Here is a 21,063-nt window from a genome sequence, read left to right on the forward strand (position 1 = left end):
TGCGGGTTGGGTCTCGCACACGGCGAGGGGTCGCGCAGTCCTCGATCTGCAGGATGTGCACCTGAACGGGCAATCGCAGCCCGTATGGGACGCGATGGTCCGTTCAGATGCACTCCCTGCAGAGCTTTCAAGGTCCAACGCGAGTCGATTGCTCGCCGATGTGGGAGGGTCCACCGCGGCGTCGATGGCTGGCTGTGGTCGCAGCTGTGGCCTAGCGTCGACCGCGATGAACACCTCGATCCTCGCCGCCGTGGTCAGCGGTCTGCTCTCCGGCCTTTCGCTGATCGTCGCGATCGGGGCGCAGAACGCCTTCGTCCTCAGGCAGGGAGTGGCGAAGCGTCACGTCGGCGTCGTGGTCGCCATCTGCGCGGTGAGCGACCTGGTGCTGATCGCCGCTGGCGTGGCCGGTGTCGGGGCCGTGGTGCAGGGGCATCCGGTCGCCCTGAAGGCGATTGCCGTGGTGGGGGCCGCCTACCTCACCTGGTTCGGGGTGCGCTCGCTGCTGTCCGCGAGGCGTCCCGAGGCCCTACTGCCGGGAGGGCCGAGCCCCCGTGGTTCCGTCGTGGCCTCCGCCTTGGCCCTCACCTGGCTGAATCCGCACGTCTACCTCGACACGGTGCTGCTGCTGGGCAACCTCGCCGCCTCCCACGGAGCCACCGGTCGATGGTGGTTCGGCCTCGGCGCGGGACTGGGCAGCATCCTGTGGTTCGCGGGGCTGGGTTACGGAGCGGGGCTGGCAGCCCGCTGGTTCTCTCGGGAGCGCACGTGGCAGGTGCTCGACGTGGTGATCGGCCTGGTCATGTTCGCTCTGGCCGGATCACTGCTGGTGTCGGCCTTCTGATCTGGTTCGCGGCCCACCGGGTCGACCACCCGACGTCGGTGGGCGGGTGAGCCCCCCGGTCGTCCGGCCATTCGGCTCAGTAGGCGGCCGTGAAGCGCTGGTTGACGTGCTTGCGGTTCTCCACCTCGTCCAGGATCGCGAGCGCGAAGTCGGCACCGGAGATGAAGGACTCACCCTTCTCGTCCGCCAGCAGCACGTCGCCACCCAGACGGTACGAACCCGTCTTCTCGCCGGGCGCGAAGCCACCGAATCCGGCAGCGGGGCTGATGTAGAACCAGTCGAGCTTGGTCTCGTTGGCGCGCAGGTCATCGAGCACGTCGGCCATCTCGAGCGACTCGGCCTTGTAGGCCTCCGGGAACTCGGGGGTGTCGACCAGACGAGGACCGCCGCCGGCGACGTTCAACGAACCGGCCCCGCCGACAACTCCCAGGCGGGTGCCACCGTCGGAGGCGAAGCCAGCCAGTTGGGCAATCGCTGGCCGGACCTTGCCCTCCATGTCGCCGCGGGGGGCGACGGCGACGAGCACCACGTCGTGGTCGGCCACGACCTGCTGGGCGACGTCGGACGAGGTGAAGTCAGCGCCGCTGGAGCGGCTGACGCTGGTGACCTGGTGGCCGCGGGCAGTGGCCTCGTCCACGAGGTGCTGACCGAGGTAGCCGGTGGCGCCGATGACGGCGATGCGCATAGACATGTGGGGTCCTCTCAAGGGGTTGCACCGGTGGAACGATTCGGGTCGGCAGGATGTTCCCCACGGTGGCTGCCAAGATCACCACACTGGCTCGACCGACCCTCGGTTTTCGGCGGTTGGTCGAGCCACGGTGGTGATCCTGGCGCTCTACCACCGGCGATCCGGGGTCCGCGGCGCCGCCGTGGGCCCCTCCCGGGGCACGGCGTCGTGTTGGCGAGAGCCGGGGTGGCCGAGTAGACTGGGGCGCCGGTCATCAGACCACGGGGCTATGGCGCAATTGGTAGCGCACCTGCTTTGCAAGCAGGGGGTTAGGGGTTCGAGTCCCCTTAGCTCCACCACCATCACCGAGGTCATCCGGGGCGATCCGCGGACCAGCCCCAGGTGCAAGTCCCAGCAGATGAAGCGGCATCATCAGACCACGCCGTCATGCCCGGCCGAGGACCGCGTCCGTCTGCCCATGTTCGTGGAAACGCGCTCCACCCCTCGGGGTGGAAGCGAGGCACCGTTCCCTCCCGTCGGCGACTCGCGCTCTAGCGTCGGAGCACATCACCGTTCATGCACCCGACCACAGGAGGTCACGACATGGCTGACGACAAGGGACTCGAGCACCTCTTCCACGACACGCTGCGAGACATCTACTACGCGGAGCGCAACATCCTCAAGACCCTGCCCAAGCTGGAGCAGGCCGCTTCGTCCGATGAGTTGAAGGCGGCCTTCCGCAAGCACCTGGGTGAGACCGAGGGACAGGTCGCGCGACTCGAGGAGGTGTTCGCGCTGATCGACCGCAAGCCGATGAGCAAGAAGTGCGAGGCCATCGACGGGATCATCAAGGAGGGTGACGGCCTGCTGGAGGACTACGCGGGGACCACAGCCCTCGACGCCGGCCTCATCTCCTCCGCACAGGCGGTCGAGCACTACGAGATCACCCGCTACGGGACGCTGCGACGCTGGGCGAAGATGCTCACGATCGGCAACGCCTACGACTTGCTGACGCAGTCGCTGGAGGAGGAGTCCGCCACCGACGAGGCACTGACCAAGCTGGCTGACACCGAGGCGAACGCCAAGGCCGCCCAGGTCAAGAAGACTTCCTGAGCCATGATCGGGCGCCGGTCCCCCTCGGGGATCGGCGCCTGGTCGTGTCTGGACATGGAGCCCCCAGCCATTCCGAACTCGTGGACGACGCCCATCTGCTGAGCTGCGAAGAGGGCCGGAATCGCCTAGCTGGCCATGCTCGGCCGACGCCCCACCAACCACGGCACGGCGGCCCCGGCCAACACTCCCGCGGTGATGGCAAACGCCCACCCGAACCCGAACGACTGCGCCACCACCCCGGCCAGCAGCGTTCCGGTGATGGCCCCGAGGTCCTGGGCCATCGAGTAGGTCGACAGGGCCTGCCCGCCACTGCGCTGGGTGCCGATGATGTCGGCGAGCAGGGCTTGGCTCGAGGGCACGATGAAGGCCGCGCCCACGCCCGCCACCGCCGACAGTGCGAGGAACACCCACAGGGTGGCCGACCAGCCGAAGAACACTGTCACGAGGGACGAGAACAGTAGCCCCACCACCAGCAGGGGCACTCGTCCGACCCGATCGGCCAGACGACCGGTGACCTGCTGCGCCACCGCGTTGCCGGCGGCGAACAAGGTCAACGCGATACCCGCCCCGGGCACACCGATGGCGGGCACGGCGGCCGCCATCAGCGGCAGCAACGCCACCCGCACACCGAAGTTGGCCCAACCATTGGCCGCACCGGTCAGCAACAACGGCCGGTAGCCGGGGCTGGCCAGCGCCTCGGCAAAAGTCATCCGACGGCGCTCGTCCGCCGCTCCCACCGCTCCCGGGTCGCGGCGCATGAAGACCAGGACGAAGACGAGCGCAAGCGCCACCAGCGTCGCGTAGATGAAGAACGGCACCCGCAGACCCAGACCTGACAGGGCCGAACCCACGATCGGGCCGGCGATGTTGCCCAGCAGGAAGGACGACCCGTACAGGGACGAGGTTCTCCCCCGCTGCTCCGGGGGCGCCAACCGCACCAACAGCCCCATCGACGAGACGGTGAACATCACCGATCCGATGCCGCCCAACCCGCGGAACAGCAGCAACGACCAGTAGTCGGAGGCGAACCCGCACAGGGCCGTCGACACGATCACCACGCCCAGCCCCACGAGGTAGGTGCGCCGTTCACCGAAACGGTTGATGAGCCACCCACCTGCCGGGGCGAACACGAGCCTGACCAGCGCGAACACGCTCACGATGGCAGAGGCGGCCGCGATGCCGACGTCGAAGGACTTCGCGAACTGAGGCAGTACCGGGGCGACGATGCCGAACCCGATGGCGATCAGGAACGCCGATCCCACCAGCACCCACAGTTCGGGTGCCATGGGCTGGCGGTCTGGTTTCACCTCTGCAGCCTAGTCAGCGGCGCCGACAGTCCCGCCCTGCTCGACCGACGGGGGCAGCCTGGACCGGACCGGCATCGTCCACCCGCGTCGCGAGTGGTACTTTCGACGTGAATGAACCACATTCTCCGGGGTCAGTGAAACTCTGAGCCGGCGGTGACAGTCCGCGACCCGGCTCCTTCGGGAGCCGGTTGACCTGGTGGAACTCCGGGACCGACGGTGAAAGTCCGGATGGGAGGAGATGTGGCGACTCCTTCGCGCGCCCCCTGAGGGCGTCTCGTGGGGGCCGCCTGTCGCTGCGCGCCATCACCCCGGTCCGTCATCCGGGGAGGACAGAGCGTGCCCACCGCACCAGACCCGCAGGCGTCCGAGCCCGTCGGCAGCCGTGAGTCCGTCACGACGCCGGACGAGCACCGGGCCATGCTCCGAGCCATCGAACTGGCCGCCCTGGGTCCCGAGCACGACCCGAACCCTCGGGTCGGCTGCGTCATCCTGGCACCCGACGGCACCGTCCTGGCTGAGGGTTTCCACCGGGGTGCCGGCACCCCGCACGCCGAGGCCGCCGCCCTGGCCGATCTACGCGCCAGGGGTCACAGCGCCCGGGGAGCCACCGCCGTCGTCACGCTCGAACCGTGCCGTCACACCGGGCGCACCGGCGCCTGCTCCGTCGCCCTGCTCGCCGCCGGGATCGTCCGCGTCGTGTACGCAGTGGACGATCCGGGGGCTGCCTCCGGTGGTGGCGGCGAGGCCCTGAGAGGTGCCGGAATCGACGTCGTCCCGGGGCTCCAGGCCGATCGAGCCTCCGCGCTGATCGCCGACTGGCTGCAGACGATTCCGAGCGAACCAGAACCTTCGGGTGTTCCACGGGTCATCCTCAAGACCGCGGCCACCCTGGACGGCCGCATCGCCGCCGCTGACGGCAGCAGCCAATGGATCACCGGCCGCCAGGCCCGTGCCCACGCCCACGCCGTCCGTGCCCACACCGACGCCCTCGTGGTCGGAACCGGCACGGTGCTGGCCGACAATCCCTCACTCACCGCCCGGCCTTGGGGGGTCGAGAGCCCTCACCAGCCGCTACGGGTCGTGGTGGGGCATCGTCCGATTCCGGTGGGAGCCGCCGTCGACCGCGGCGACGGGCGACTGGTCCGGGTCCGCAGCCACGACCCCCAGCAGGTGCTCGACGAGTTGCTATCCCGAGGCGTCAGGCACGTCGTCGTCGAGGGCGGACCCACGCTCGCGACGGCCTTCCTGCGTGCCGGCATCGTCAACGAGATCCACGCCTACCTCGCGCCCCTGTTGCTCGGGTCGGGACGGTCCGTGGTCGACGACCTGGGCACGACCACCCTGGGCGACGCCCACCGCTGGCACACCCGATCCATCGAGCGACTCGGCGACGACGTTCTCGTGGTCGCCACCGCCGACTGACTCCCACCCACCGAACCGCACCCTCGTGCGGACCCACCACCAGGAAGAAGCCATGTTCACAGGAATCATCGAAGAGATCGGCACCCTCGCCTCGGTCGAGCCACTGCCCGGGGGCGAGACGCGGCTTCGCCTGCAGGGCCCGCTCGTCGTCTCGGACGCACATCTGGGCGACTCCATCGCCGTCGCCGGCGTGTGCCTCACCGTCGTCGACCTTCCCGGGGACGGCACCTTCGCCGTCGAGGCGGTTCCCGAAACCCTCAGCCGGACCACCCTGGGCGGGTTGGCGGTGGGCGACCAGGTCAACCTCGAGCGCTCGCTGCGAGCGGACTCCCGCCTCGGCGGTCACATCGTGCAGGGTCACGTCGACGGCGTCGGCACCGTCGTGTCGCGCCATCACGGCGGACGATGGGTCGACCTCGTCTTCGCCCTTCCCCGAGAGTTGGCGCCGCTGGTGGCCGAGAAGGGCGCGATCTGCGTGTCCGGCACCTCCCTGACCGTCACCACGGTGACCGACGACACCTTCGGGGTGTCGCTGATCCCGACCACGCTGGCCGCGACCACTCTCGGCGAGGCGCGGGAGGGCACTGCCGTGAACCTCGAGGTCGACGTGCTGGCCCGGCACGTCGCGCGGCTCCTGCAGACCGGGGAGGGCGTGCGATGAGCACCGATGGCCTGTCGGTGGCTCGTCCCTCACACGACCTGCTCGCCAGGGCACTGGAGGAACTGCGGGCGGGACGGCCCGTGCTGGTGGCCGATTCGACCGACCGCGAGAACGAGGTCGACGTCGTGCTGGCCGCTGAACTGGCGACCCCGGAGTGGGTCGGCTGGACGGTCCGACACACGTCGGGATACCTGTGCGCGCCCATGCCTCCCGAGGTCGCCGACCGGCTCGACCTGCCCCTGATGGTGCCGCGCACCCAGGACAGCCTGCGGACCGCGTACACGATCAGCGTCGATGCTGCCCAGGGAGTGACCACGGGCATCTCCTCCGCCGACCGCGCCCGCACGCTACATGCGCTCGCCGACCCGGCCAGTGGGCCGTCCGACCTGATCCGGCCGGGGCACCTGTTGCCGCTGCGCGCCCTGCCGGGTGGTGTCAGCCAACGCCCCGGGCACACCGAGGCGGCCGTCGAGCTGTGCCGGGCTGCGGGGCTCTCACCCGTGGCGATGATCGCCGAACTCGTGCACGACGCCGGTGAGGTGATGCGGCTGGCCGATGCCCAACCGCTCGCGCGTGAACACGGGCTCGTGGTGATCACCATCGAGCAACTGCTCGAGGCGCTGCCCAGCGTGGAGGTGCCCACCACTGTCGCCCAGCGCGTGACCCACACCGGGAGCGCCCAACTCCCGACCCGGCACGGCGCCTTCACCGTGCACGGCTACCGCGACCATGCCACCGGCGCCGAGCACCTTGCCGTCGTGAGCACCACCCCGCCCGACCCCGACGCGCCGGTGACCGTCAGGGTCCACTCGGAGTGCCTGACCGGCGAGGCGCTCGGTTCGGAACGCTGCGAGTGCGGACCCCAACTGGACGCCGCCCTCGAGCTGATCGCGGAACACGGCGGCGCCGTCGTGTACCTGCGCGGGCACGAGGGACGAGGGATCGGGCTGCTCGAGAAGCTGGCGGCCTACGACCTGCAGGACCGTGGGCGGGACACCGTCACCGCCAACCTCGAACTGGGGTGGGCGCCCGACCTGCGCGAGTACGGTGCTGCAGCCGCGATCCTGCACGACCTCGGGCTGACCCGCATCGACCTGCTCACCAACAACCCCGACAAGGCGGCCGCCCTGGCCGAGCACGGCATCACCGTGGAGCACTCGACCCCGCTGCTGGTGGGACGAACCGCCGCCAACACCCCGTACCTGCGCACCAAGGCACACGCCATGGGCCACCTCATACCGTCCGACTACCTCAACGACAGGAACCCCTCATGAGCCGATCCGGAGCACCCACCATCCACAGCGACGGCGCAGGACTGCACGTCACCATCGTCGCCGCCAGCTGGCACGACACCGTGATGAACGGACTGATCGAAGGAGCCCAGCGGGCCCTCGCCGCGAGCGGTGTCGAGTCGGTCACCCTCGTGCGCGTGCCGGGCTCGTTCGAACTCCCGATCGGGGCCCTCCACGCGGCCAGGGACGAGGACACGGACGCCGTCGTCGCCCTCGGGGTCGTGATCCGCGGCGGAACCCCGCACTTCGAATACGTCTGCCAGGCGGCGACCCAGGGACTCATGGACGTGGCCCTGACCACCGGCAAGCCGGTCGGGTTCGGACTGTTGACCTGCGACGACGAGCAGCAGGCCCTCGACCGGGCCGGGCTTCCCTCGTCGATGGAGGACAAGGGAGCCGAGGCCGCCGAAGCGGCGGTCGCCACCCTGGTCGCCCTGCGCGGGTGATCCGTGCCCCGGGGGGCGAGCGCGGAATCGTGCGGATCGTGTGTCCTGGTGCGCCATCGCCCCCCTGCAGAGCAACAATCGTCGCCAGAGCGCACGATCCGCACGATTGGGTTCAGGCATTCGGAGCGACGCGAGTCCCTGCTCCCCGCCGCCGAACCGCAGGCCCGTGGGATTCCGCCGAGCGGCCCCCTTGTGGGGTGCGTCCCGTCGACGTGGGAGCGACCTCCTGTGCGCCCAGCACCACGAAGCCGTTGTCACGGATGAGTTCCAGGTCTGCCTGAGCCGCCTGCCCCTCGGAGGTGAGGTAGTCACCCAGGAAGATGGAGTTGGCCACGTGCAGGGCCAGCCCCTGCAGGGATCGCAGATGGAGCTCGCGCCCGGCGGCGATGCGGATCTCCTTGTCAGGGCAGACGAAACGTGCCATCGCCAAGATCCTCAGGCAGCGTGAAGGGGTGAGCTCCCAGGTGCCCTGCAGCGGGGTGCCGTCGAACGGCATCAGGAAGTTGATCGGGATCGAGTCGGAGTCCAGCTCCCTCAGAGCGAACATCGCCTCCACCAGCTGTTCATCGCTCTCCCCCAGTCCGGCGATCAGACCGGAGCAGGGCGACAAGCCCGCCGACTTCACCTTCTCGACGGTCTCGACACGGTCGCCCCAGCCGTGGGTGGTGACGATGGTGTCGTGGTGCGACTCGGCGGTGTTGAGGTTGTGGTTGTAGGCATCGACCCCGGCCTCACGCAAGCGTTCGGCCTGTCCCTCCTTGAGCAGTCCCAGACAGGCGCACACCTCGACGTCGGGGTGCTGCTGCTTGAGTTCGCCGACCATGCCGGCCACCCGATCGACGTCGCGATCGGTCGGTCCGCGTCCACTCGCGACCAGGCAGACCCGCGACGCCCCGCCGCGGAGGCCAGCCGTCGCCTGTCCGATCACCTCGTCGGGCTTGAGCCAGGTGTAGCGCAGGATGTCTGCCGTGGATCCCAGCCGCTGTGAGCAATAGCTGCAGTCCTCGGCGCACAGCCCCGACTTCAGGTTGACGAGATAGTTCACCTTCACCGAGTTGCCGAAGTGGGCACGACGGAGGCGGGCTGCGGCGCTGACGACGGGCAGAAGGTCCTCGTCGCCGGAGCGCAGCACGCCCAGCGCCTCGTCGGGTTCGGCAGGCGTGCCTGCCAAGACGTGGTCGGCGAGTCGGTCGTAGGGGGCCATGACGCTCCTAAGAATTGAACGGTGTTCATTTGAACGGTGTTCAGTATGGCGCGGAGGAGATTGGTGAGCCCCTCGTGATCGTCCAATGAGCGCACGCCTCACAACTGTGAAAGTATCTGCGCATGGATGCAGATACGCAGGTGCGGTCGGACGGTGCTTCGCCCATCGAGTCGGACACGCAGTTCGTGGAACTGGCCGTCGAGATCTTCGGGATGTTGGCCGACGCCACCCGCGTCCGCATCATTCTCGCGCTGACGAGCCACGACGAACTGTCGGTCAATCATCTGGCGGATCTCGTCGACAAGTCATCGGCTGCCGTCTCCCAGCATCTGGCGAAGCTGCGGATGGCGCGCATCGTCGCGACACGGCAGGTGGGGCAGCGCGTCTTCTACCGGCTCAGCAATGAGCATGCGTCGCAACTCGTCCGCGATGCCATCCACCAAGCCGAGCACTCCCTCGATGATCCCCGCCATCACGACCCGGTCAAGGAGCAGGCATGAGCACTCGCGCGGACGACACAACCGACCCCATGGACGAGCAGGTGGCACAGCAGAGCCACGACCACCAGGGTCACGAGCACCACGAGCACGGGCACCACGAGCACGGGCACCCCCACGGCCACCAAGCTCAGGGGCACCACGACCACGGCCGCCCCCATGACGACCACCAGAGCCACGGCCACCCCCAGGACCACGAGGGACGCGACCATCACGGGCATGGGGACCACGGCCATTCGCATCCCACCGGCCTCAAGGGAGTGCTGCACGAGATCTTCGTCCCGCACTCGCACGACCCAGCGGACTCCATCGACGACGCCCTGACGGCCACAGGCGCCGGGGTGCGCGCGCTCAAGATCAGTCTCGTGATCATGCTCGCAACAGCGTTCGCCCAGGCGGTGATCGTCGCCATGTCGGGCTCGGTCGCGCTGCTGGCCGACACCATCCACAACTTCTCCGATGCCCTCACGGCCGTCCCGCTGTGGATCGCCTTCGTGCTCTCGCGCCGCGCGGCAACGAAGCGCTTCACCTACGGCTACAACCGGGCCGAGGACTTGGCGGGGCTCTTCATCGTCGCGATGATCGCCTTCTCTGCCGTGGTTGCGGCGTGGGAAGCGGTGGGCCGCATCATCAACCCGGCTCCCATGGCAAACGTGGGCTGGGTGATCGCAGCAGGGATCGTGGGCTTCCTGGGCAACGAGGCCGTGGCGCTCTACCGCATCCGGGTCGGACGAAGGATCGGCTCGGCCGCCCTCGTAGCGGACGGGGTGCACGCCCGCACCGACGGCTTCACCTCACTGGCCGTTGTGATCGGCGGGGTGGGGGTGCTCCTGGGATTCCCCCTGGCCGACCCCATTGTCGGACTGCTCATCTCGGCCATGATCGTCGTGCTGCTGGTCGGGACCATCCGTTCGGTCGGCACCCGCCTGATGGACGGCATCGACCCCGATCTAGTCGACCGCGTGCACCATGCTCTCGAGCACGTGCCGGCGATCACCTCGATCAGGGCCGTTCAACTGCGCTGGGTGGGTCACCGCCTCCGCGGCGAGGCCGTGGTCGGGGTGGACGCCGTGACCCTCGCCGAGGCCAACCAGATCGAGGACGAGGCCTGTGCAGCCGTCAAAGCCCATCTGCCGAACGTCGATGCCATGACGATCCGCACAATCGCTTCGACGCACTGACTCTGCTGGCTCACTGGGGCTGCTGGCCGGCGGCGAGGACGGGCAACACCACCAGGCTCGGATCACCACCGAACCGGCGGAACAGGGTGGGCGCAGCCGGCGGCTCGGGAGCGGCGCGCATGGCGTCCAGGGCCCCGCGGTCCCTCCACAGTGAATGGATCGCCCAGTGGCCCTCGCCATCGCCGAGGAGCCGACTCTCGAGCAACCCGTCGGGCAGCCCCTCGGCAAGCATGGCCTCGAAGGCCGCGATCAGGTCGACGGCTCGGTCCTGGTCCACCTCAGCCGTCACCATTGTCAGGATGTTCATGCCGCCATCATCATCCTCGGAGACCTCGGCCGTACCCCATGACGCCACGATCACCCGAGGCTGCCCGGCCGGGCGCGGGCCCCGGCGTCACTTGTTGAGCGTGAAGCCACCGGTCCAGCCGATGGTCTCGCCCGCGGCCAGGGTCAGCTGCAGGAAGCCCAGGGCCTCGAGTTCGTGGGCCCGCTTGAGCGAACCGGCGTCGACGGCGGCCACGCCTCCGGCAGTGACGGCATCGATCAGGGCCTGCTTGGCAGTGGCGTCATCACCGGCGACCAGCACGGTGACGGGGGCGTCGCCAGCCTTGCCGGCGGCGAGTGCGCCGGCGAACACGGTGTTGAAGGCCTTGAGCACCTTGGCGTTCGGCAGCTTGGCCTGCAACTCGTCGGCGGCGGACGAGCCGGCTGCCACGGTGAGGGAGTCGAAGGTCGAGAAGTCGAGGGGGTTGGTCACGTCCACGACGGCCTTGCCATCGAGCTGCGACCCGTAGAGGTCAGCGAGCTCCGAGAGTGCGGCGTAGGGAACCGTCAGCACCACGATGTCGCCCGTGATGGCGTCACCCACGGAGCCGGAGGTGCCTCCGACCTGACTGGCGAGGGCGGCGGCCTTGTCGAGATCGCGACCCAGCACCTGCACGCTGGCGCCGCCCTTGGCGACGACTGCGGCGACGGCGGAACCGACGTTGCCCGAACCGATGATGGTGATGGTGCTCATGGTGTCTCCTGGATGATGAAGTAGTTGCCTGTTCAACAACAGTAGACCGGATTCGTTGCTCAGGCAAGTTGTTTGGCACACTGGACTCATGCAGCCCACCGTCGCCCGAATGAACCCCACCCAGGCCCGCGCCTGGCTCGCCCTCGTCACCACGGCCCAGGTGCTGCCTGCCGCGCTCGACCAGCAGTTGTCGACCGACGCCGGAGTCATCAACTTCGAGTACGCCATCCTCGGCGCGTTGATGGCTGCTCCCGAGAACCTGCTCCGGATGGGTGACCTGGCCGCGGTGACAAGTTCGCCGGCGCCGCGGCTGTCGAAGGCCGTCAACCGGCTCGAGAGCCGCGGACTCGTCCAGCGTGTCGCCTGCCCGACCGACCGACGCTCGATCAACGTGGTCCTCACCCGTGAGGGACGAGGAACCTGGCTCAAGGCCACCAAGCCCCACGTGGCGCTCGCCCGCGAAACGATCATGGGGGGTCTGAGCGCGGACGAACTCGCTCAGCTGGCGGCCCTGCTCGAACGCGTGAACGCCAACCTGCAGCCGTGCAAGGACGAGGTGGTCGCCTGACACCGGGTCGTGCCAGCAAGCCCCTGCAGTTCCGCGCGCCACTGGGCCCCCTCCGCCCGTCAGGGCCGAGACGCCACCAGAATGGGGGGACCACTTCCTCGGCCCCAGCACGGAGACCACGCACCCATGAGCAGCCCGGCCCACCCCCACCGTCCGACCTCGCACCCTGCCTCCGCTCCGTGCGCCCCTGGGTACGACCGCTCCTTGGTCAGCCCGGGGATCGTCCACTTCGGAGTGGGCAACTTCCACCGGGCCCACGAGGCGATGTACCTCGACCGGCTGATGAGCGAGGGATTGGCCCTCGACTGGGGAATCTGCGGGGTGGGGGTGATGCCGTCAGATGCGCGCATGCGCGATGTGCTGAGCGCTCAGGAGGGCCTCTACACGCTTGTCCTCAAACATCCCGACGGAACGCTGGAACCCCGGGTCATCGGGTCGATCCACGACTACCTCTTCGCACCGGACGACCCCGCTGCCGTCCTCGACGTGCTCACCGCACCGACCACCCGCATCGTCTCGCTGACCGTGACCGAGGGCGGCTACAACATCGACGACGAGACCGGCACCTTCCGCACCGAAGCCGAGGGGGCCGTCCACGACTCGAGGCAACCGCAGTCCCCCACCACGACCTTCGGGTTCATCGTCGAGGCACTCCGGCGCAGGCGCGAGAGCGGGATCCCACCCTTCACCGTCATGTCCTGCGACAACCTGCCCGGCAACGGTCACATCGCCCGCACGGCCGTCGTCGGCCAGGCCGGCATGTCCGACCCCGAGCTCGCAGCGTGGATCGAGGCCGAGGTGGCCTTCCCCAACTGCATGGTCGACCGCATCACGCCCGTCACCACCCCGGCCGACGTCACCCTGGTCGCCGACACCTGGGGCATCGAGGACCGGTGGCCGGTGACCTGCGAGCCCTTCACCCAGTGGGTGCTGGAGGACGATTTCACCCTGGGTCGTCCGCCCTTGGAACGGGTGGGGGTGCAGTTGGTCGACGACGTCGTGCCCTACGAGTTGATGAAGCTGCGCCTGCTCAACGCCTCACACCAGTCGCTGGCCCACTGGGGACGACTGCTCCACGTCGATCGCGCTGACGCAGCCGCCTCGGACCCCGACATCGCGGCCGTCACTCGGGCCTACGTGCAGCGCGAGGCGTTGCCAACGCTGCGTCCGGTGCCCGGCATCGACCTGCCCCAGTACATCAACACCCTGTTCCAGCGCTTCAGCAATCCCGCCATCGCCGACACCACCGCGCGGCTCGCCCAGGATGCCTCGGACCGCATGCCCAAGTTCGTCCTGGCGACGGTGCGCGACAACCTCGCCGCAGGACGGCCGGTCACACTGGGTGCTGCCATGGTCGCCGCGTGGGCGCTGGGTGACGAGGGCGTCGCCGAGGACGGATCGACGATCGCGGTGGACGACAAGCGTGGCGCGGAACTCACAGCCGCAGCGCAACGCCAGCGAGCCGGGGACGAGCTGGCCTTCATCCGCGACGAGGTGGTCTTCGGGTCCCTCGCGGACGACCCGGTCTTCGCCGAAGCATTCGTCGGCGCCCTGCACGCCATTCGCGGTCGTGGTGCGCGGGCGGTCATGCGCGAGCTGGTCGCCGGGGAGTGACCGTCACCTCCCCGGCGGCCGTAGCGTGATCCGCCTGGGATCGGCAGCTGGACCGGTCAGGCCAGTCGCGCCGTCACCGTGATCTCGGGGACACCTGCCAGGGCCACCGAAACGGGGCAGTTCTTCTTCGCCTCCTCGGCGAGCTTCACGAAGTCCTCCTCCGAGAGACCCTCGACCTGACCCGTGACGTCGAGGGCGATGCTGGTGATGCCCTGACCGGCGACGAAGACGACGTCGGCCTTGGTGTCGAGCTGGGTGGGCGGGGTTCCGTTCTTGGCGAGGCCGTTCGAGAAGGCCATCGAGAAACAGGTGGAGTGAGCCGCCGCGATCAGCTCCTCGGGGGTGGTGGTGGAGCCGGCCTCCTCGGCGCGCGACTTCCAGCCGGTCGGGAACGAGCCCGAGCCCGAGGTGTCGAGGGAGACGGAGCCGGATCCGGAGAACAGGTCACCGTTCCAGGTGGCGGACGCGCTGCTGGTGATGGGTGTGGGCATGGAGGTCCCTTCGTTCGCGCGGTAGGCCGGATGCTGGCCCCGCTGGAATCCCCACGATAGACATCGCCGGCACGCTGCCCAAGGCAAACGAGGCAACTGCCCGCTCCTTGAACCGCCCGCCGCTGGCGTCACGTGGGGCAATCGTGCGGATCGTACTCGCTGGCGCCGAAAGTGCTGCTGGGAAGGCAACAATCGCCGTCAGAGCACACGATCGGCACGATTGGGTCCTGCGCCCCGCGCTCAGCTCGCGCAGAAGGCCCCCCTCACCACCACCTCCAGCAGCGGTTTGGCGTCCGAGTCGTCGCCACGCGCGATCCGATGCAGGATCACGCCCTCAGCGCAGGCCATCAGCGCCCCCGCAGAGACGACCGGCTCTATCGCCCCGAGCCCTGTCATGACTGGCTCCAGGAAGGCCGTCATCGTCCGATGGCCGCGCCAGATGGACTCGCGCAGGGCCTGATGATGGTTGGCCTCCATGAACAGCGCCAGTCGGGCAGCGGTCATCGTCCGATTCCCATCTGTCGCGTGGTCGATGAGGGCCACCAGCAGGTCGACCAACTCCTCCACCGAGCCTGGAGCGACAGCGTCCTCGAACCCGCGCAGTTCCCGCTCGGGAATCGCCTCGGAGACGCCCATGACCAACGCCTCGCGGGTGCGGAAATGGTTGGAGGTCGAACCCGCCGCCAGCCCCGCCTGCAGGTCGACCCGGCGATGAGTGAGGGCCCTGAGCCCCTGGGTGCCGAGCACCTCGATGGCGGCGTCCAGCACTCGTTCTCGCTGTGAAGTCACTTGGACACCATAGAGGTCGTGACACCTGTGTACTACAGATGTAGTGTTTGGCTCGAGCGGATGCAGCAAAGGGAGGACACACATGCCCACAGCACTGGTCACCGGCGCGGGTCGCGGTATCGGTGAGGCGGTCGCACTACGTCTGGCGGCCTCCGGCTGGACGGTCTTCGCAGGGGTGCGCGCCGCCGCGGAAGGCGAACGGCTCGCCGCGAGGAACACGCTCATCACCCCCGTCGAACTCGACGTCACGGAGAGCCGCCAGGTCGAAGCACTCCTCGACCGGCTGCCGCACCGACTCGACGCAGTCGTCAACAACGCGGGCATCGGGGTGCTCGGACCGGTTGAGGCCATCTCCATCGAAGACTTCCGCCGCCAGTTCGAGGTCAACGTGTTCGGCCAGGTCGCGGTCACCCAGGCGGTGCTCCCCAAGATCCGCGAGGCAGCCGGTCGGATCGTCTTCATCTCGTCCACCGGAGGACGAACTGCGGTGACCATGGAGGGCGCCTACTGCTCGTCGAAGTTCGCCATCGAAGGCCTCGCCGACGTGCTCCGGGTCGAGTTGCGGCCGTGGGAGATCGACGTGGTCGTCGTGGAACCGGGCCCCACAGACACGACCGCCTGGCGGACGATCGACGGGGCACTCGACGACATGGAGGCGAAGCTGTCCCCGCACCACCGGGAGCTCTACGCCGCGCACCTGGCCGGCATGCGAAAGCTGGTCGGGGTGCTGCGACCCCGCACCGTCTCCCCCGACGTGGTCGCCCGCACCGTCGAACGCGCCCTGACCGCACCCCGTCCGCGCGCCAGGTACGCCGCAGGAGTCCAGGCGGCGGCGATGGTGGCGATGGGCCAGGTGCTGCCGACCCGTGCGTGGGACGCGTTGGCCGCCCGTCTAGGGGGCTGGAAGTAGAGGACGCCAGCGGGGCCCACGTCGCTGGCGAGAGGATGACACCATGCGCCTCAGCCGAGCCAGCCTCCCCATTTCTGCTCGGATCGGTGCCGCCGCGCCCGAGGCGACGGGCATCGTCCACCTCGGACTGGGACAGTTCCACCGCGCCCACCAAGCCGTGGACACCGCCCTGGCTATCGCCGCCGAGCCGGGTGACTGGGGCATCGTCGGTGTCGCCCACCGCTCCCCGGCCATCGCTCGGGCCATGGCCGAGCAGGACCACCTCTACGCGGTGCTCCAACTCGACCCGGCCGAAGATCGGGCCGATGTGGTCGACGTGCACCGCGAGACCCTCGTCGCCGCCACCCAACCGGAAGCCGTGATCAACCGGATCGCCGATCCCCGACACCGCGTGGTCACGCTCACGCTGACCGAGAAGGGTTACCTGCGCATGCCGGGGGCGTAGGGTGCTGCAGGTCCCGACCGGGGCGCCATCAGCGCCGACCTCGCCTGCGCTCAACCCCGCACCATGATCGGACTGCTCGCCCGAGGGCTCGAACGCCGCGCCCACGACCAGTCCCCGATCGCGGTGGTCTCCTGCGACAACGTCTCGTCCAACGGCACCACCACCCGAGCCGCGGTGCTCGACTACCTCGACCTGGCGGGCGCGAAGTCGTCCGTGATCGAGCACATTGCTCAGCACGTGAGCTTCCCGAACACGATGGTCGATCGCATCGTGCCGGCCACGAGCGACCTCACCCGTGCGCGGGTGGAGCACCTGTTGGGGGTCGACGACCGCGTGCCCGTGCCCGCAGAACGCTTCTCGATGTGGGTGCTCGAGGACTCCTTCCCGGCTGGTCGTCCGGCCTGGGAGTCGGCCGGCGTCGTCTTCTCCGACCAGGTCGACCGCTTCGAGGAATTGAAGCTCCTGGTGCTCAATGCCATGCATTCGCTCATCAGCTACGCGGGCGCGCTCGCCGGCTGCGCGACCATCCCGGAGGCCTGGGGGCACGAGTTCGTGCGCGAAGCGGTCACCACCGCGATCAATCGTGAGTGCCTGCCCGTGATCACGGCACCCTCGGGCTTCGATGTGGAGACCCACGTGGGCCGGCTGTACGAGCGCTGGTCGAACACGGCCCTGGGTGACAGCATCGCGAGGGTGGGGTCTGACGGGTCGTCCAAACTCCCCCAACGCCTTCCCCGACCAGCGCTAGGAGCCCTGGATCGAGGGGAGGTTCCCCACGTGATGGCCCTCACCACGGCCGCCTGGATCTGCTGCGTCTGCCCACCCGACCGATTCCGTCCGGGCGCGATTGCCGACCAGATGGACGAACCGCGCCGCGCCGAACTGCTCTCGCTCACCCATGGGCGACTCGGCTCAGACCGCACCCGATCCGTGGTGGCGGCGGTGATGCCCGGTCTGGTCGACCAGGAGCCATTCATCGACCGGGTCACCGAACTCGTCGGCGTCATCACCGCCGACGGGATCGAACAGGCGGCCACGGAGGCCACCGGCGGCTGGAGCCAGGCATGACCACCATGGCGGCAGTCCGCATCTGGGGAGCCGGTGACCTGCGTGTCGAGAGGCTCCCCATCCCTGAACCGGACGAGCACCAGGTACGCCTGCGCATCAGCCACGTGGGCATCTGCGGGTCGGACCTGCACTACTGGTACGACGGCGCCAACGGCGACTTCGTGGTGCGGGAGCCGCTGGTGCCGGGGCACGAACTGTCCGGCCGCGTCGACCTCGACCCGTCGGGCACGCTCCGGCCGGGAACCCCGGTGACCGTGCACCCGGCCCGTTTCGGTGTGTCCCAGCCTGGCCTCGGATCGAGTCCGCACCTGTGGCCCGGGGGCAGTTACCTGGGCAGCGCCGCCACCTGGCCCCACACCCAGGGGGTGATGGCCGAGTTCGTGGTGGTCGACCGCACCATGGTGCGGGTGCTGCCCGACTCCCTTCCGCTGGACAGAGCAGCCCTCGCCGAACCCTTGGCCGTCGCGCTGCATGCCCTGTCGCAGGCGGGACCGGTCGCGCGTGCGCGCACCCTGGTGGTGGGTGCCGGCCCCATCGGGTTGCTGCAGGTCGCGGCCCTGCGCGCCGGCGGTGCCGCCACGGTGGCGGCGTCCGATGTGGCCCGTGGGCCCCTGGCACGCGCCCAGGAACTCGGCGCCGACAGCGCCTACTGGGTGGGGGCCGCAGGAGGGGAGGAACTCCCCGAGGGGTTCGAGGTGGTGTTCGAGTGCTCCGGAACGGCGTCCGGGGTCAACAGCGCCTGGCGTGCGGTGCGCCGAGGGGGAACGGTGGTGCAGGTGGGCATGCTCCCAGCCGGGCCGCAGTCACTCGAACTCTCCCGGCTGATCAGCAAGGAGGTCACGGTGCGCACGAGCTTCCGCTTCATCGACGAGATCGATGACGCCATCGTCCTGCTCGACGGTCGTCCCGAGATCGCAGCCGTCGTCACCCACTGCTTCGGGCTGGGCCAGGTGGCTCAGGCCTTCGAGGTGGCACGGGATTCCGAGGCCTCCGGCAAGGTGTTGGTGCGGCTGGGCTGAGGTCGTGCCCCACCCCGCTCCCGCCCGGCACGTAGCATCGGGGCACCAGACAGGAGCTTGCTCATGGACCCGAACCGACGCAGCGTGATCCTCGCCGGTCTGTTGGTGTCCGGTCTGGGTGCCTGCACCAAGGACGCCGCCCGAACCTCGCCCAGCACCCCAGCCCCCACACCCTCGGGAAGCACCTCCACCGCTGGCAGTGCCACCACCGCCACGCCGGGCGGGACCGCGCGTCCACCGGCCACTTCCTCCGAGCAGCCCACCATCACTCAGGTCGCCACGGGCCTGAGTGCCCCGTGGTCGATCGCCTTCCACGGCACCACTGCCCTGGTCAGCGAGCGCGACACCGGTCGCGTGCTCGCGCTCTCCGCAGTACCCCCCGCGGTTGACGCCACCCCAGGCACGCCCGTCGCCCCACGGCAGATCGGGACCGTCGCCGGAGTCGTCCACGCCGGTGAGGGAGGACTGCTCGGCCTCGCCGTGCGCCAGGACGCCCTCTACGCCTACTTCACCGCCGCCGACGACAACCGCATCGTCCGGTACTCCCTGACCGGCACGGGCCCGTCGCTCAGGCTCTCGAATCCCACCGTGATCCTGGCCGGCATCCGGAAGGCGTTCACCCACAACGGCGGCCGGATCGCGTTCGGCCCGGACGGCATGCTCTACGCCACGGTGGGTGACGCCGGTGCTCGTGCCAGCGCCCAGGACCGGGGCGCACTGAACGGCAAGATCCTGCGGATGACACCCGACGGCGAGGTCCCGGACGACAACCCGTTCCCCGGGTCGCTGGTCTACTCCTTCGGCCATCGCAACCCCCAAGGCCTGGCCTGGGCGCCCGACGGCACCCTGTTCGCCAGCGAGTTCGGACAGAACACCTGGGACGAACTGAACATCATCCGGCCGGGTGCCAACTATGGATGGCCGACCGTGGAGGGAATCGCGCACCGGTCCGGACTGGTCGATCCCGTGCAGCAATGGACCCCCGACCAGGCCAGTCCCAGTGGCATCGCGATCACCGGCGACTCAGGCAGCGACGACACCGACAGGGGCGCTGCCATCTGGATCGCCAACCTCAAGGGGAATCGGCTGCGACGGGTCCCGGTCCGGGATCCGGGTCGGTCGTCCGAGATGCTGGTGGGCGAGTTCGGGCGTCTGCGCGATGTGGTGGTTGCTCCCGACGGGCACCTGTGGGTGCTCACCAACAACACCGACGGTCGCGGCGGCCCGCGCCCGGGCGACGACCGCATCCTCAGGATCGATCCCGCCCATCCGCCGAGCGGCTGAGGCCGCCCACCTCAGACCGAAGCAGGGCTGGAGGCTTTCGGGGCCGTGACGGAACCGGCAGGTGAACCGGCAGGGGAAGCGGAGCCCCAACCCGAGGTCGAGGCGGCGCATGGCCATCCCTTTCGTGCTCGGACCCCCCGAGCCTCGGCGGGGCCACCACGCCGCTTCCTCCCGGGGATTTCAACCGAATGGACGACCCAACGCCGGCGCCACTAGGGGATCGGCAGCATCCTGGGGCGAATGACGAGCCACTGGGCCACGTCGGGCCCGACCGCCCCGACGATCTGGTCGTAGAGGTCCTGGGTGAGCAGGTCGACCGACACCTCGAGGGCAGCCCCCTGCCCCTCGGGACGGATGCCGACGGCGTTGATCCCGCTCGACGGTGTCATCAGTGCAGTCACCGCGGCCTGGGCCTGGGCGAGCCGGCGATGGGTCAGCCCACGACCCAACCCGACGCAGAGTGGGCCGAGGTAGACCTTCTCGATCGCCTCCCTGGCCCCTTCGACGTCCTCGGTCACCACCACGTTGATGATCGATCCGTCGACGTAGAGCATCTGGTAGTCGGGACGACTCTCGGCCGCGCGCTGGGCGGCGGTGGCGGAACCGCGTTCGACGGTGGTGCGGGCCGGTGCGCAGAAGGCGTTGAAGTTGAATCCGCCGCCCATGTCACGCCCGGGTGGCCACGGTGCACTGTCATCGTCGGGATAGACCTGTTCGACCGTGAACGTCTCGTCCTGGAGGGTGCCCACGAGCACCGCCTGCGCCCAGCGGACCCCGCGGTCGGTCGTGACATCGACCCCGCGTGACTCCACGTGCGCCCAGGTCAGGCCACGGGTCGTCCAGCCCGTACAGGTCGGGGGGTACTTCGCGGCGATGTTGCCCACGCAGAACTGCAGCCCGCGCCCGTTGGAGGGGTCCTCGAACACCTGCCCGCCCGAGATCAGCCGGTCCCCGGGGCCCGCCACCAGCGGGCCGGCGTCGAAGGGGTCCCCGTTCCCTGCTCGACGGGAGGGTGTCGGCGAGGAGGACGTCCGCGACGGAGAAGGGTCGCCCAGGGCCCGTCGCCCGTGCCCGACCCAGGCAGGAACCACCAGCACCGACACCAACACGACTGTTGCCGCCAAGGTCAGCCACCCCGCCCAGCGCAGTGCCCGAGGACGGGCGATCGGCTCGTCGGGGGGTTGCCCGGTGTCGCGACTCATGGGCACAAGTGTGCGCGCCCCGAC

The 21,063-nt window shown here is 69.3% G+C and carries 21 protein-coding genes, 1 tRNA gene, 1 pseudogene and 1 riboswitch; of the genes and pseudogenes, 15 read left to right on the forward strand and 8 right to left on the reverse strand.

All coding sequences use genetic code 11. From position 1 onward, the window contains the following. Positions 1–226 precede the first annotated feature (226 nt). Positions 227–841: a LysE/ArgO family amino acid transporter gene (locus tag QQZ11_RS04660; RefSeq protein WP_284548959.1), complete on the forward strand. Its 615-nt coding sequence runs from the start codon at positions 227–229 to the stop codon at positions 839–841. A 76-nt stretch (positions 842–917) separates the two neighbouring features. On the opposite strand, the gene QQZ11_RS04665 is transcribed toward QQZ11_RS04660, so the two are convergent. Next, complete coding sequence (locus tag QQZ11_RS04665; protein ID WP_284548961.1) at positions 918–1,532, reverse strand: NAD(P)-dependent oxidoreductase; 615 nt, start codon at positions 1,530–1,532, stop codon at positions 918–920. Positions 1,533–1,791: 259 nt separating this feature from the next. Here QQZ11_RS04665 and QQZ11_RS04670 point away from each other — a divergent pair. Then, a tRNA-Ala gene (locus QQZ11_RS04670) sits at positions 1,792–1,867 on the forward strand. Positions 1,868–2,111: 244 nt separating this feature from the next. Then, positions 2,112–2,621 carry a YciE/YciF ferroxidase family protein gene (locus tag QQZ11_RS04675; protein ID WP_022909031.1) on the forward strand — a complete coding sequence of 170 codons (510 nt, stop codon included), beginning with the start codon at positions 2,112–2,114 and terminating at the stop codon, positions 2,619–2,621. A 125-nt stretch (positions 2,622–2,746) separates the two neighbouring features. Here QQZ11_RS04675 and QQZ11_RS04680 read toward each other — a convergent pair whose 3' ends face one another. Continuing rightward, positions 2,747–3,928, reverse strand: a complete 1,182-nt coding sequence (locus tag QQZ11_RS04680; protein WP_284548963.1) for an MFS transporter — start codon at positions 3,926–3,928, stop codon at positions 2,747–2,749. Positions 3,929–4,044: 116 nt separating this feature from the next. After that, positions 4,045–4,172: riboswitch (FMN riboswitch) on the forward strand. 173 nt (positions 4,173–4,345) lie between these two features. Here QQZ11_RS04680 and ribD point away from each other — a divergent pair. From ribD to ribH, 4 genes are read left to right on the forward strand one after another with little or no spacing between them, the layout of a single operon-like run. Further along, positions 4,346–5,350 carry a bifunctional diaminohydroxyphosphoribosylaminopyrimidine deaminase/5-amino-6-(5-phosphoribosylamino)uracil reductase RibD gene (gene ribD / locus QQZ11_RS04685; RefSeq protein ID WP_446698832.1) on the forward strand — a complete coding sequence of 335 codons (1,005 nt, stop codon included), beginning with the start codon at positions 4,346–4,348 and terminating at the stop codon, positions 5,348–5,350. Between the two features lie 52 nt (positions 5,351–5,402). After that, positions 5,403–6,011, forward strand: coding sequence for a riboflavin synthase (locus tag QQZ11_RS04690; RefSeq protein ID WP_284548965.1), 609 nt, complete (start codon positions 5,403–5,405; stop codon positions 6,009–6,011). Next, positions 6,008–7,285, forward strand: coding sequence for a GTP cyclohydrolase II (ribA, locus tag QQZ11_RS04695; RefSeq protein ID WP_284548966.1), 1,278 nt, complete (start codon positions 6,008–6,010; stop codon positions 7,283–7,285). Before QQZ11_RS04690 ends, ribA begins: the two co-directional genes overlap by 4 nt. Beyond that, positions 7,282–7,749: a 6,7-dimethyl-8-ribityllumazine synthase gene (ribH, locus tag QQZ11_RS04700; protein WP_284548967.1), complete on the forward strand. Its 468-nt coding sequence runs from the start codon at positions 7,282–7,284 to the stop codon at positions 7,747–7,749. Before ribA ends, ribH begins: the two co-directional genes overlap by 4 nt. Positions 7,750–7,861: 112 nt before the next feature. On the opposite strand, the gene bioB is transcribed toward ribH, so the two are convergent. Then, positions 7,862–8,953: a biotin synthase BioB gene (gene bioB / locus QQZ11_RS04705; RefSeq protein WP_284548969.1), complete on the reverse strand. Its 1,092-nt coding sequence runs from the start codon at positions 8,951–8,953 to the stop codon at positions 7,862–7,864. Positions 8,954–9,075: 122 nt separating this feature from the next. Between bioB and QQZ11_RS04710 the strand changes: the two genes are divergently transcribed. Continuing rightward, the gene (locus QQZ11_RS04710) at positions 9,076–9,453 is read left to right on the forward strand and encodes an ArsR/SmtB family transcription factor (RefSeq protein WP_284548971.1); all 378 of its coding nucleotides are present in this window, start codon (positions 9,076–9,078) and stop codon (positions 9,451–9,453) included. After that, on the forward strand, positions 9,450–10,631 hold the full coding sequence (locus tag QQZ11_RS04715) for a cation diffusion facilitator family transporter (protein WP_284548973.1): 1,182 nt from the start codon (positions 9,450–9,452) through the stop codon (positions 10,629–10,631). The genes QQZ11_RS04710 and QQZ11_RS04715 overlap by 4 nt, the downstream gene beginning before the upstream one ends. Before the next feature lie 10 nt (positions 10,632–10,641). On the opposite strand, the gene QQZ11_RS04720 is transcribed toward QQZ11_RS04715, so the two are convergent. Both QQZ11_RS04720 and QQZ11_RS04725 read right to left on the reverse strand, forming a co-directional pair. Continuing rightward, the gene (locus QQZ11_RS04720; protein WP_284548975.1) at positions 10,642–10,938 is read right to left on the reverse strand and encodes a hypothetical protein; all 297 of its coding nucleotides are present in this window, start codon (positions 10,936–10,938) and stop codon (positions 10,642–10,644) included. An 87-nt stretch (positions 10,939–11,025) separates the two neighbouring features. Continuing rightward, a complete protein-coding gene (locus tag QQZ11_RS04725; RefSeq protein WP_022909019.1) occupies positions 11,026–11,649 on the reverse strand; it encodes an NADPH-dependent F420 reductase in 624 nt (207 codons plus the stop codon). A gap of 88 nt (positions 11,650–11,737) precedes the next feature. Here QQZ11_RS04725 and QQZ11_RS04730 point away from each other — a divergent pair, with 88 nt between their 5' ends. Both QQZ11_RS04730 and QQZ11_RS04735 read left to right on the forward strand, forming a co-directional pair. Beyond that, the gene (locus QQZ11_RS04730) at positions 11,738–12,217 is read left to right on the forward strand and encodes a MarR family winged helix-turn-helix transcriptional regulator (RefSeq protein ID WP_022909018.1); all 480 of its coding nucleotides are present in this window, start codon (positions 11,738–11,740) and stop codon (positions 12,215–12,217) included. 126 nt (positions 12,218–12,343) lie between these two features. After that, complete coding sequence (locus QQZ11_RS04735; RefSeq protein WP_284548977.1) at positions 12,344–13,831, forward strand: mannitol dehydrogenase family protein; 1,488 nt, start codon at positions 12,344–12,346, stop codon at positions 13,829–13,831. A 56-nt stretch (positions 13,832–13,887) separates the two neighbouring features. Here QQZ11_RS04735 and QQZ11_RS04740 read toward each other — a convergent pair whose 3' ends face one another. Further along, positions 13,888–14,322: an OsmC family peroxiredoxin gene (locus QQZ11_RS04740; RefSeq protein ID WP_022909016.1), complete on the reverse strand. Its 435-nt coding sequence runs from the start codon at positions 14,320–14,322 to the stop codon at positions 13,888–13,890. 240 nt (positions 14,323–14,562) lie between these two features. After that, positions 14,563–15,111: a TetR/AcrR family transcriptional regulator gene (locus QQZ11_RS04745; protein ID WP_284548979.1), complete on the reverse strand. Its 549-nt coding sequence runs from the start codon at positions 15,109–15,111 to the stop codon at positions 14,563–14,565. Positions 15,112–15,193: 82 nt separating this feature from the next. On the opposite strand from QQZ11_RS04745, the gene QQZ11_RS04750 reads away from it, so the two are divergent. The 4 genes and pseudogenes from QQZ11_RS04750 to QQZ11_RS04770 all read left to right on the forward strand — a co-directional run bounded on the left by QQZ11_RS04750 (position 15,194) and on the right by QQZ11_RS04770 (position 19,837). Then, on the forward strand, positions 15,194–16,021 hold the full coding sequence (locus QQZ11_RS04750) for an SDR family oxidoreductase (protein WP_284548981.1): 828 nt from the start codon (positions 15,194–15,196) through the stop codon (positions 16,019–16,021). Positions 16,022–16,064: 43 nt separating this feature from the next. Next, positions 16,065–17,534, forward strand: a pseudogene (locus QQZ11_RS04760) (mannitol dehydrogenase family protein). Continuing rightward, complete coding sequence (locus tag QQZ11_RS04765; protein WP_284548987.1) at positions 17,531–18,553, forward strand: L-idonate 5-dehydrogenase; 1,023 nt, start codon at positions 17,531–17,533, stop codon at positions 18,551–18,553. The pseudogene QQZ11_RS04760 and the gene QQZ11_RS04765 overlap by 4 nt, the downstream one beginning before the upstream one ends. Positions 18,554–18,616: 63 nt before the next feature. Further along, positions 18,617–19,837 (forward strand): PQQ-dependent sugar dehydrogenase, encoded by a 1,221-nt coding sequence (locus tag QQZ11_RS04770; RefSeq protein WP_284548989.1) that lies wholly within the window; start codon positions 18,617–18,619, stop codon positions 19,835–19,837. 212 nt (positions 19,838–20,049) lie between these two features. Here QQZ11_RS04770 and QQZ11_RS04775 read toward each other — a convergent pair whose 3' ends face one another. Continuing rightward, positions 20,050–21,039: a hypothetical protein gene (locus QQZ11_RS04775; RefSeq protein WP_284548991.1), complete on the reverse strand. Its 990-nt coding sequence runs from the start codon at positions 21,037–21,039 to the stop codon at positions 20,050–20,052. Positions 21,040–21,063: the final 24 nt, after the last annotated feature.

It is taken from the genome of Aestuariimicrobium sp. T2.26MG-19.2B (assembly GCF_950101875.1).
Taxonomy (GTDB): Bacteria; Actinomycetota; Actinomycetes; order Propionibacteriales; family Propionibacteriaceae; genus Aestuariimicrobium; species Aestuariimicrobium kwangyangense.

Coding starts and splice junctions, on each gene's coding strand:
- QQZ11_RS04660 (WP_284548959.1), top strand. CDS start 227: ATGAACACCTCGATCCTCGCCGCCGTGGTCAGCGGTCTGCTCTCCGGC.
- QQZ11_RS04665 (WP_284548961.1), bottom strand. CDS start 1,532: ATGTCTATGCGCATCGCCGTCATCGGCGCCACCGGCTACCTCGGTCAG.
- QQZ11_RS04675 (WP_022909031.1), top strand. CDS start 2,112: ATGGCTGACGACAAGGGACTCGAGCACCTCTTCCACGACACGCTGCGA.
- ribD (WP_446698832.1), top strand. CDS start 4,346: ATGCTCCGAGCCATCGAACTGGCCGCCCTGGGTCCCGAGCACGACCCG.
- QQZ11_RS04690 (WP_284548965.1), top strand. CDS start 5,403: ATGTTCACAGGAATCATCGAAGAGATCGGCACCCTCGCCTCGGTCGAG.
- ribA (WP_284548966.1), top strand. CDS start 6,008: ATGAGCACCGATGGCCTGTCGGTGGCTCGTCCCTCACACGACCTGCTC.
- ribH (WP_284548967.1), top strand. CDS start 7,282: ATGAGCCGATCCGGAGCACCCACCATCCACAGCGACGGCGCAGGACTG.
- bioB (WP_284548969.1), bottom strand. CDS start 8,953: ATGGCCCCCTACGACCGACTCGCCGACCACGTCTTGGCAGGCACGCCT.
- QQZ11_RS04710 (WP_284548971.1), top strand. CDS start 9,076: ATGGATGCAGATACGCAGGTGCGGTCGGACGGTGCTTCGCCCATCGAG.
- QQZ11_RS04715 (WP_284548973.1), top strand. CDS start 9,450: ATGAGCACTCGCGCGGACGACACAACCGACCCCATGGACGAGCAGGTG.
- QQZ11_RS04720 (WP_284548975.1), bottom strand. CDS start 10,938: ATGAACATCCTGACAATGGTGACGGCTGAGGTGGACCAGGACCGAGCC.
- QQZ11_RS04725 (WP_022909019.1), bottom strand. CDS start 11,649: ATGAGCACCATCACCATCATCGGTTCGGGCAACGTCGGTTCCGCCGTC.
- QQZ11_RS04730 (WP_022909018.1), top strand. CDS start 11,738: ATGCAGCCCACCGTCGCCCGAATGAACCCCACCCAGGCCCGCGCCTGG.
- QQZ11_RS04735 (WP_284548977.1), top strand. CDS start 12,344: ATGAGCAGCCCGGCCCACCCCCACCGTCCGACCTCGCACCCTGCCTCC.
- QQZ11_RS04740 (WP_022909016.1), bottom strand. CDS start 14,322: ATGCCCACACCCATCACCAGCAGCGCGTCCGCCACCTGGAACGGTGAC.
- QQZ11_RS04750 (WP_284548981.1), top strand. CDS start 15,194: ATGCCCACAGCACTGGTCACCGGCGCGGGTCGCGGTATCGGTGAGGCG.
- QQZ11_RS04765 (WP_284548987.1), top strand. CDS start 17,531: ATGACCACCATGGCGGCAGTCCGCATCTGGGGAGCCGGTGACCTGCGT.
- QQZ11_RS04770 (WP_284548989.1), top strand. CDS start 18,617: ATGGACCCGAACCGACGCAGCGTGATCCTCGCCGGTCTGTTGGTGTCC.
- QQZ11_RS04775 (WP_284548991.1), bottom strand. CDS start 21,039: ATGAGTCGCGACACCGGGCAACCCCCCGACGAGCCGATCGCCCGTCCT.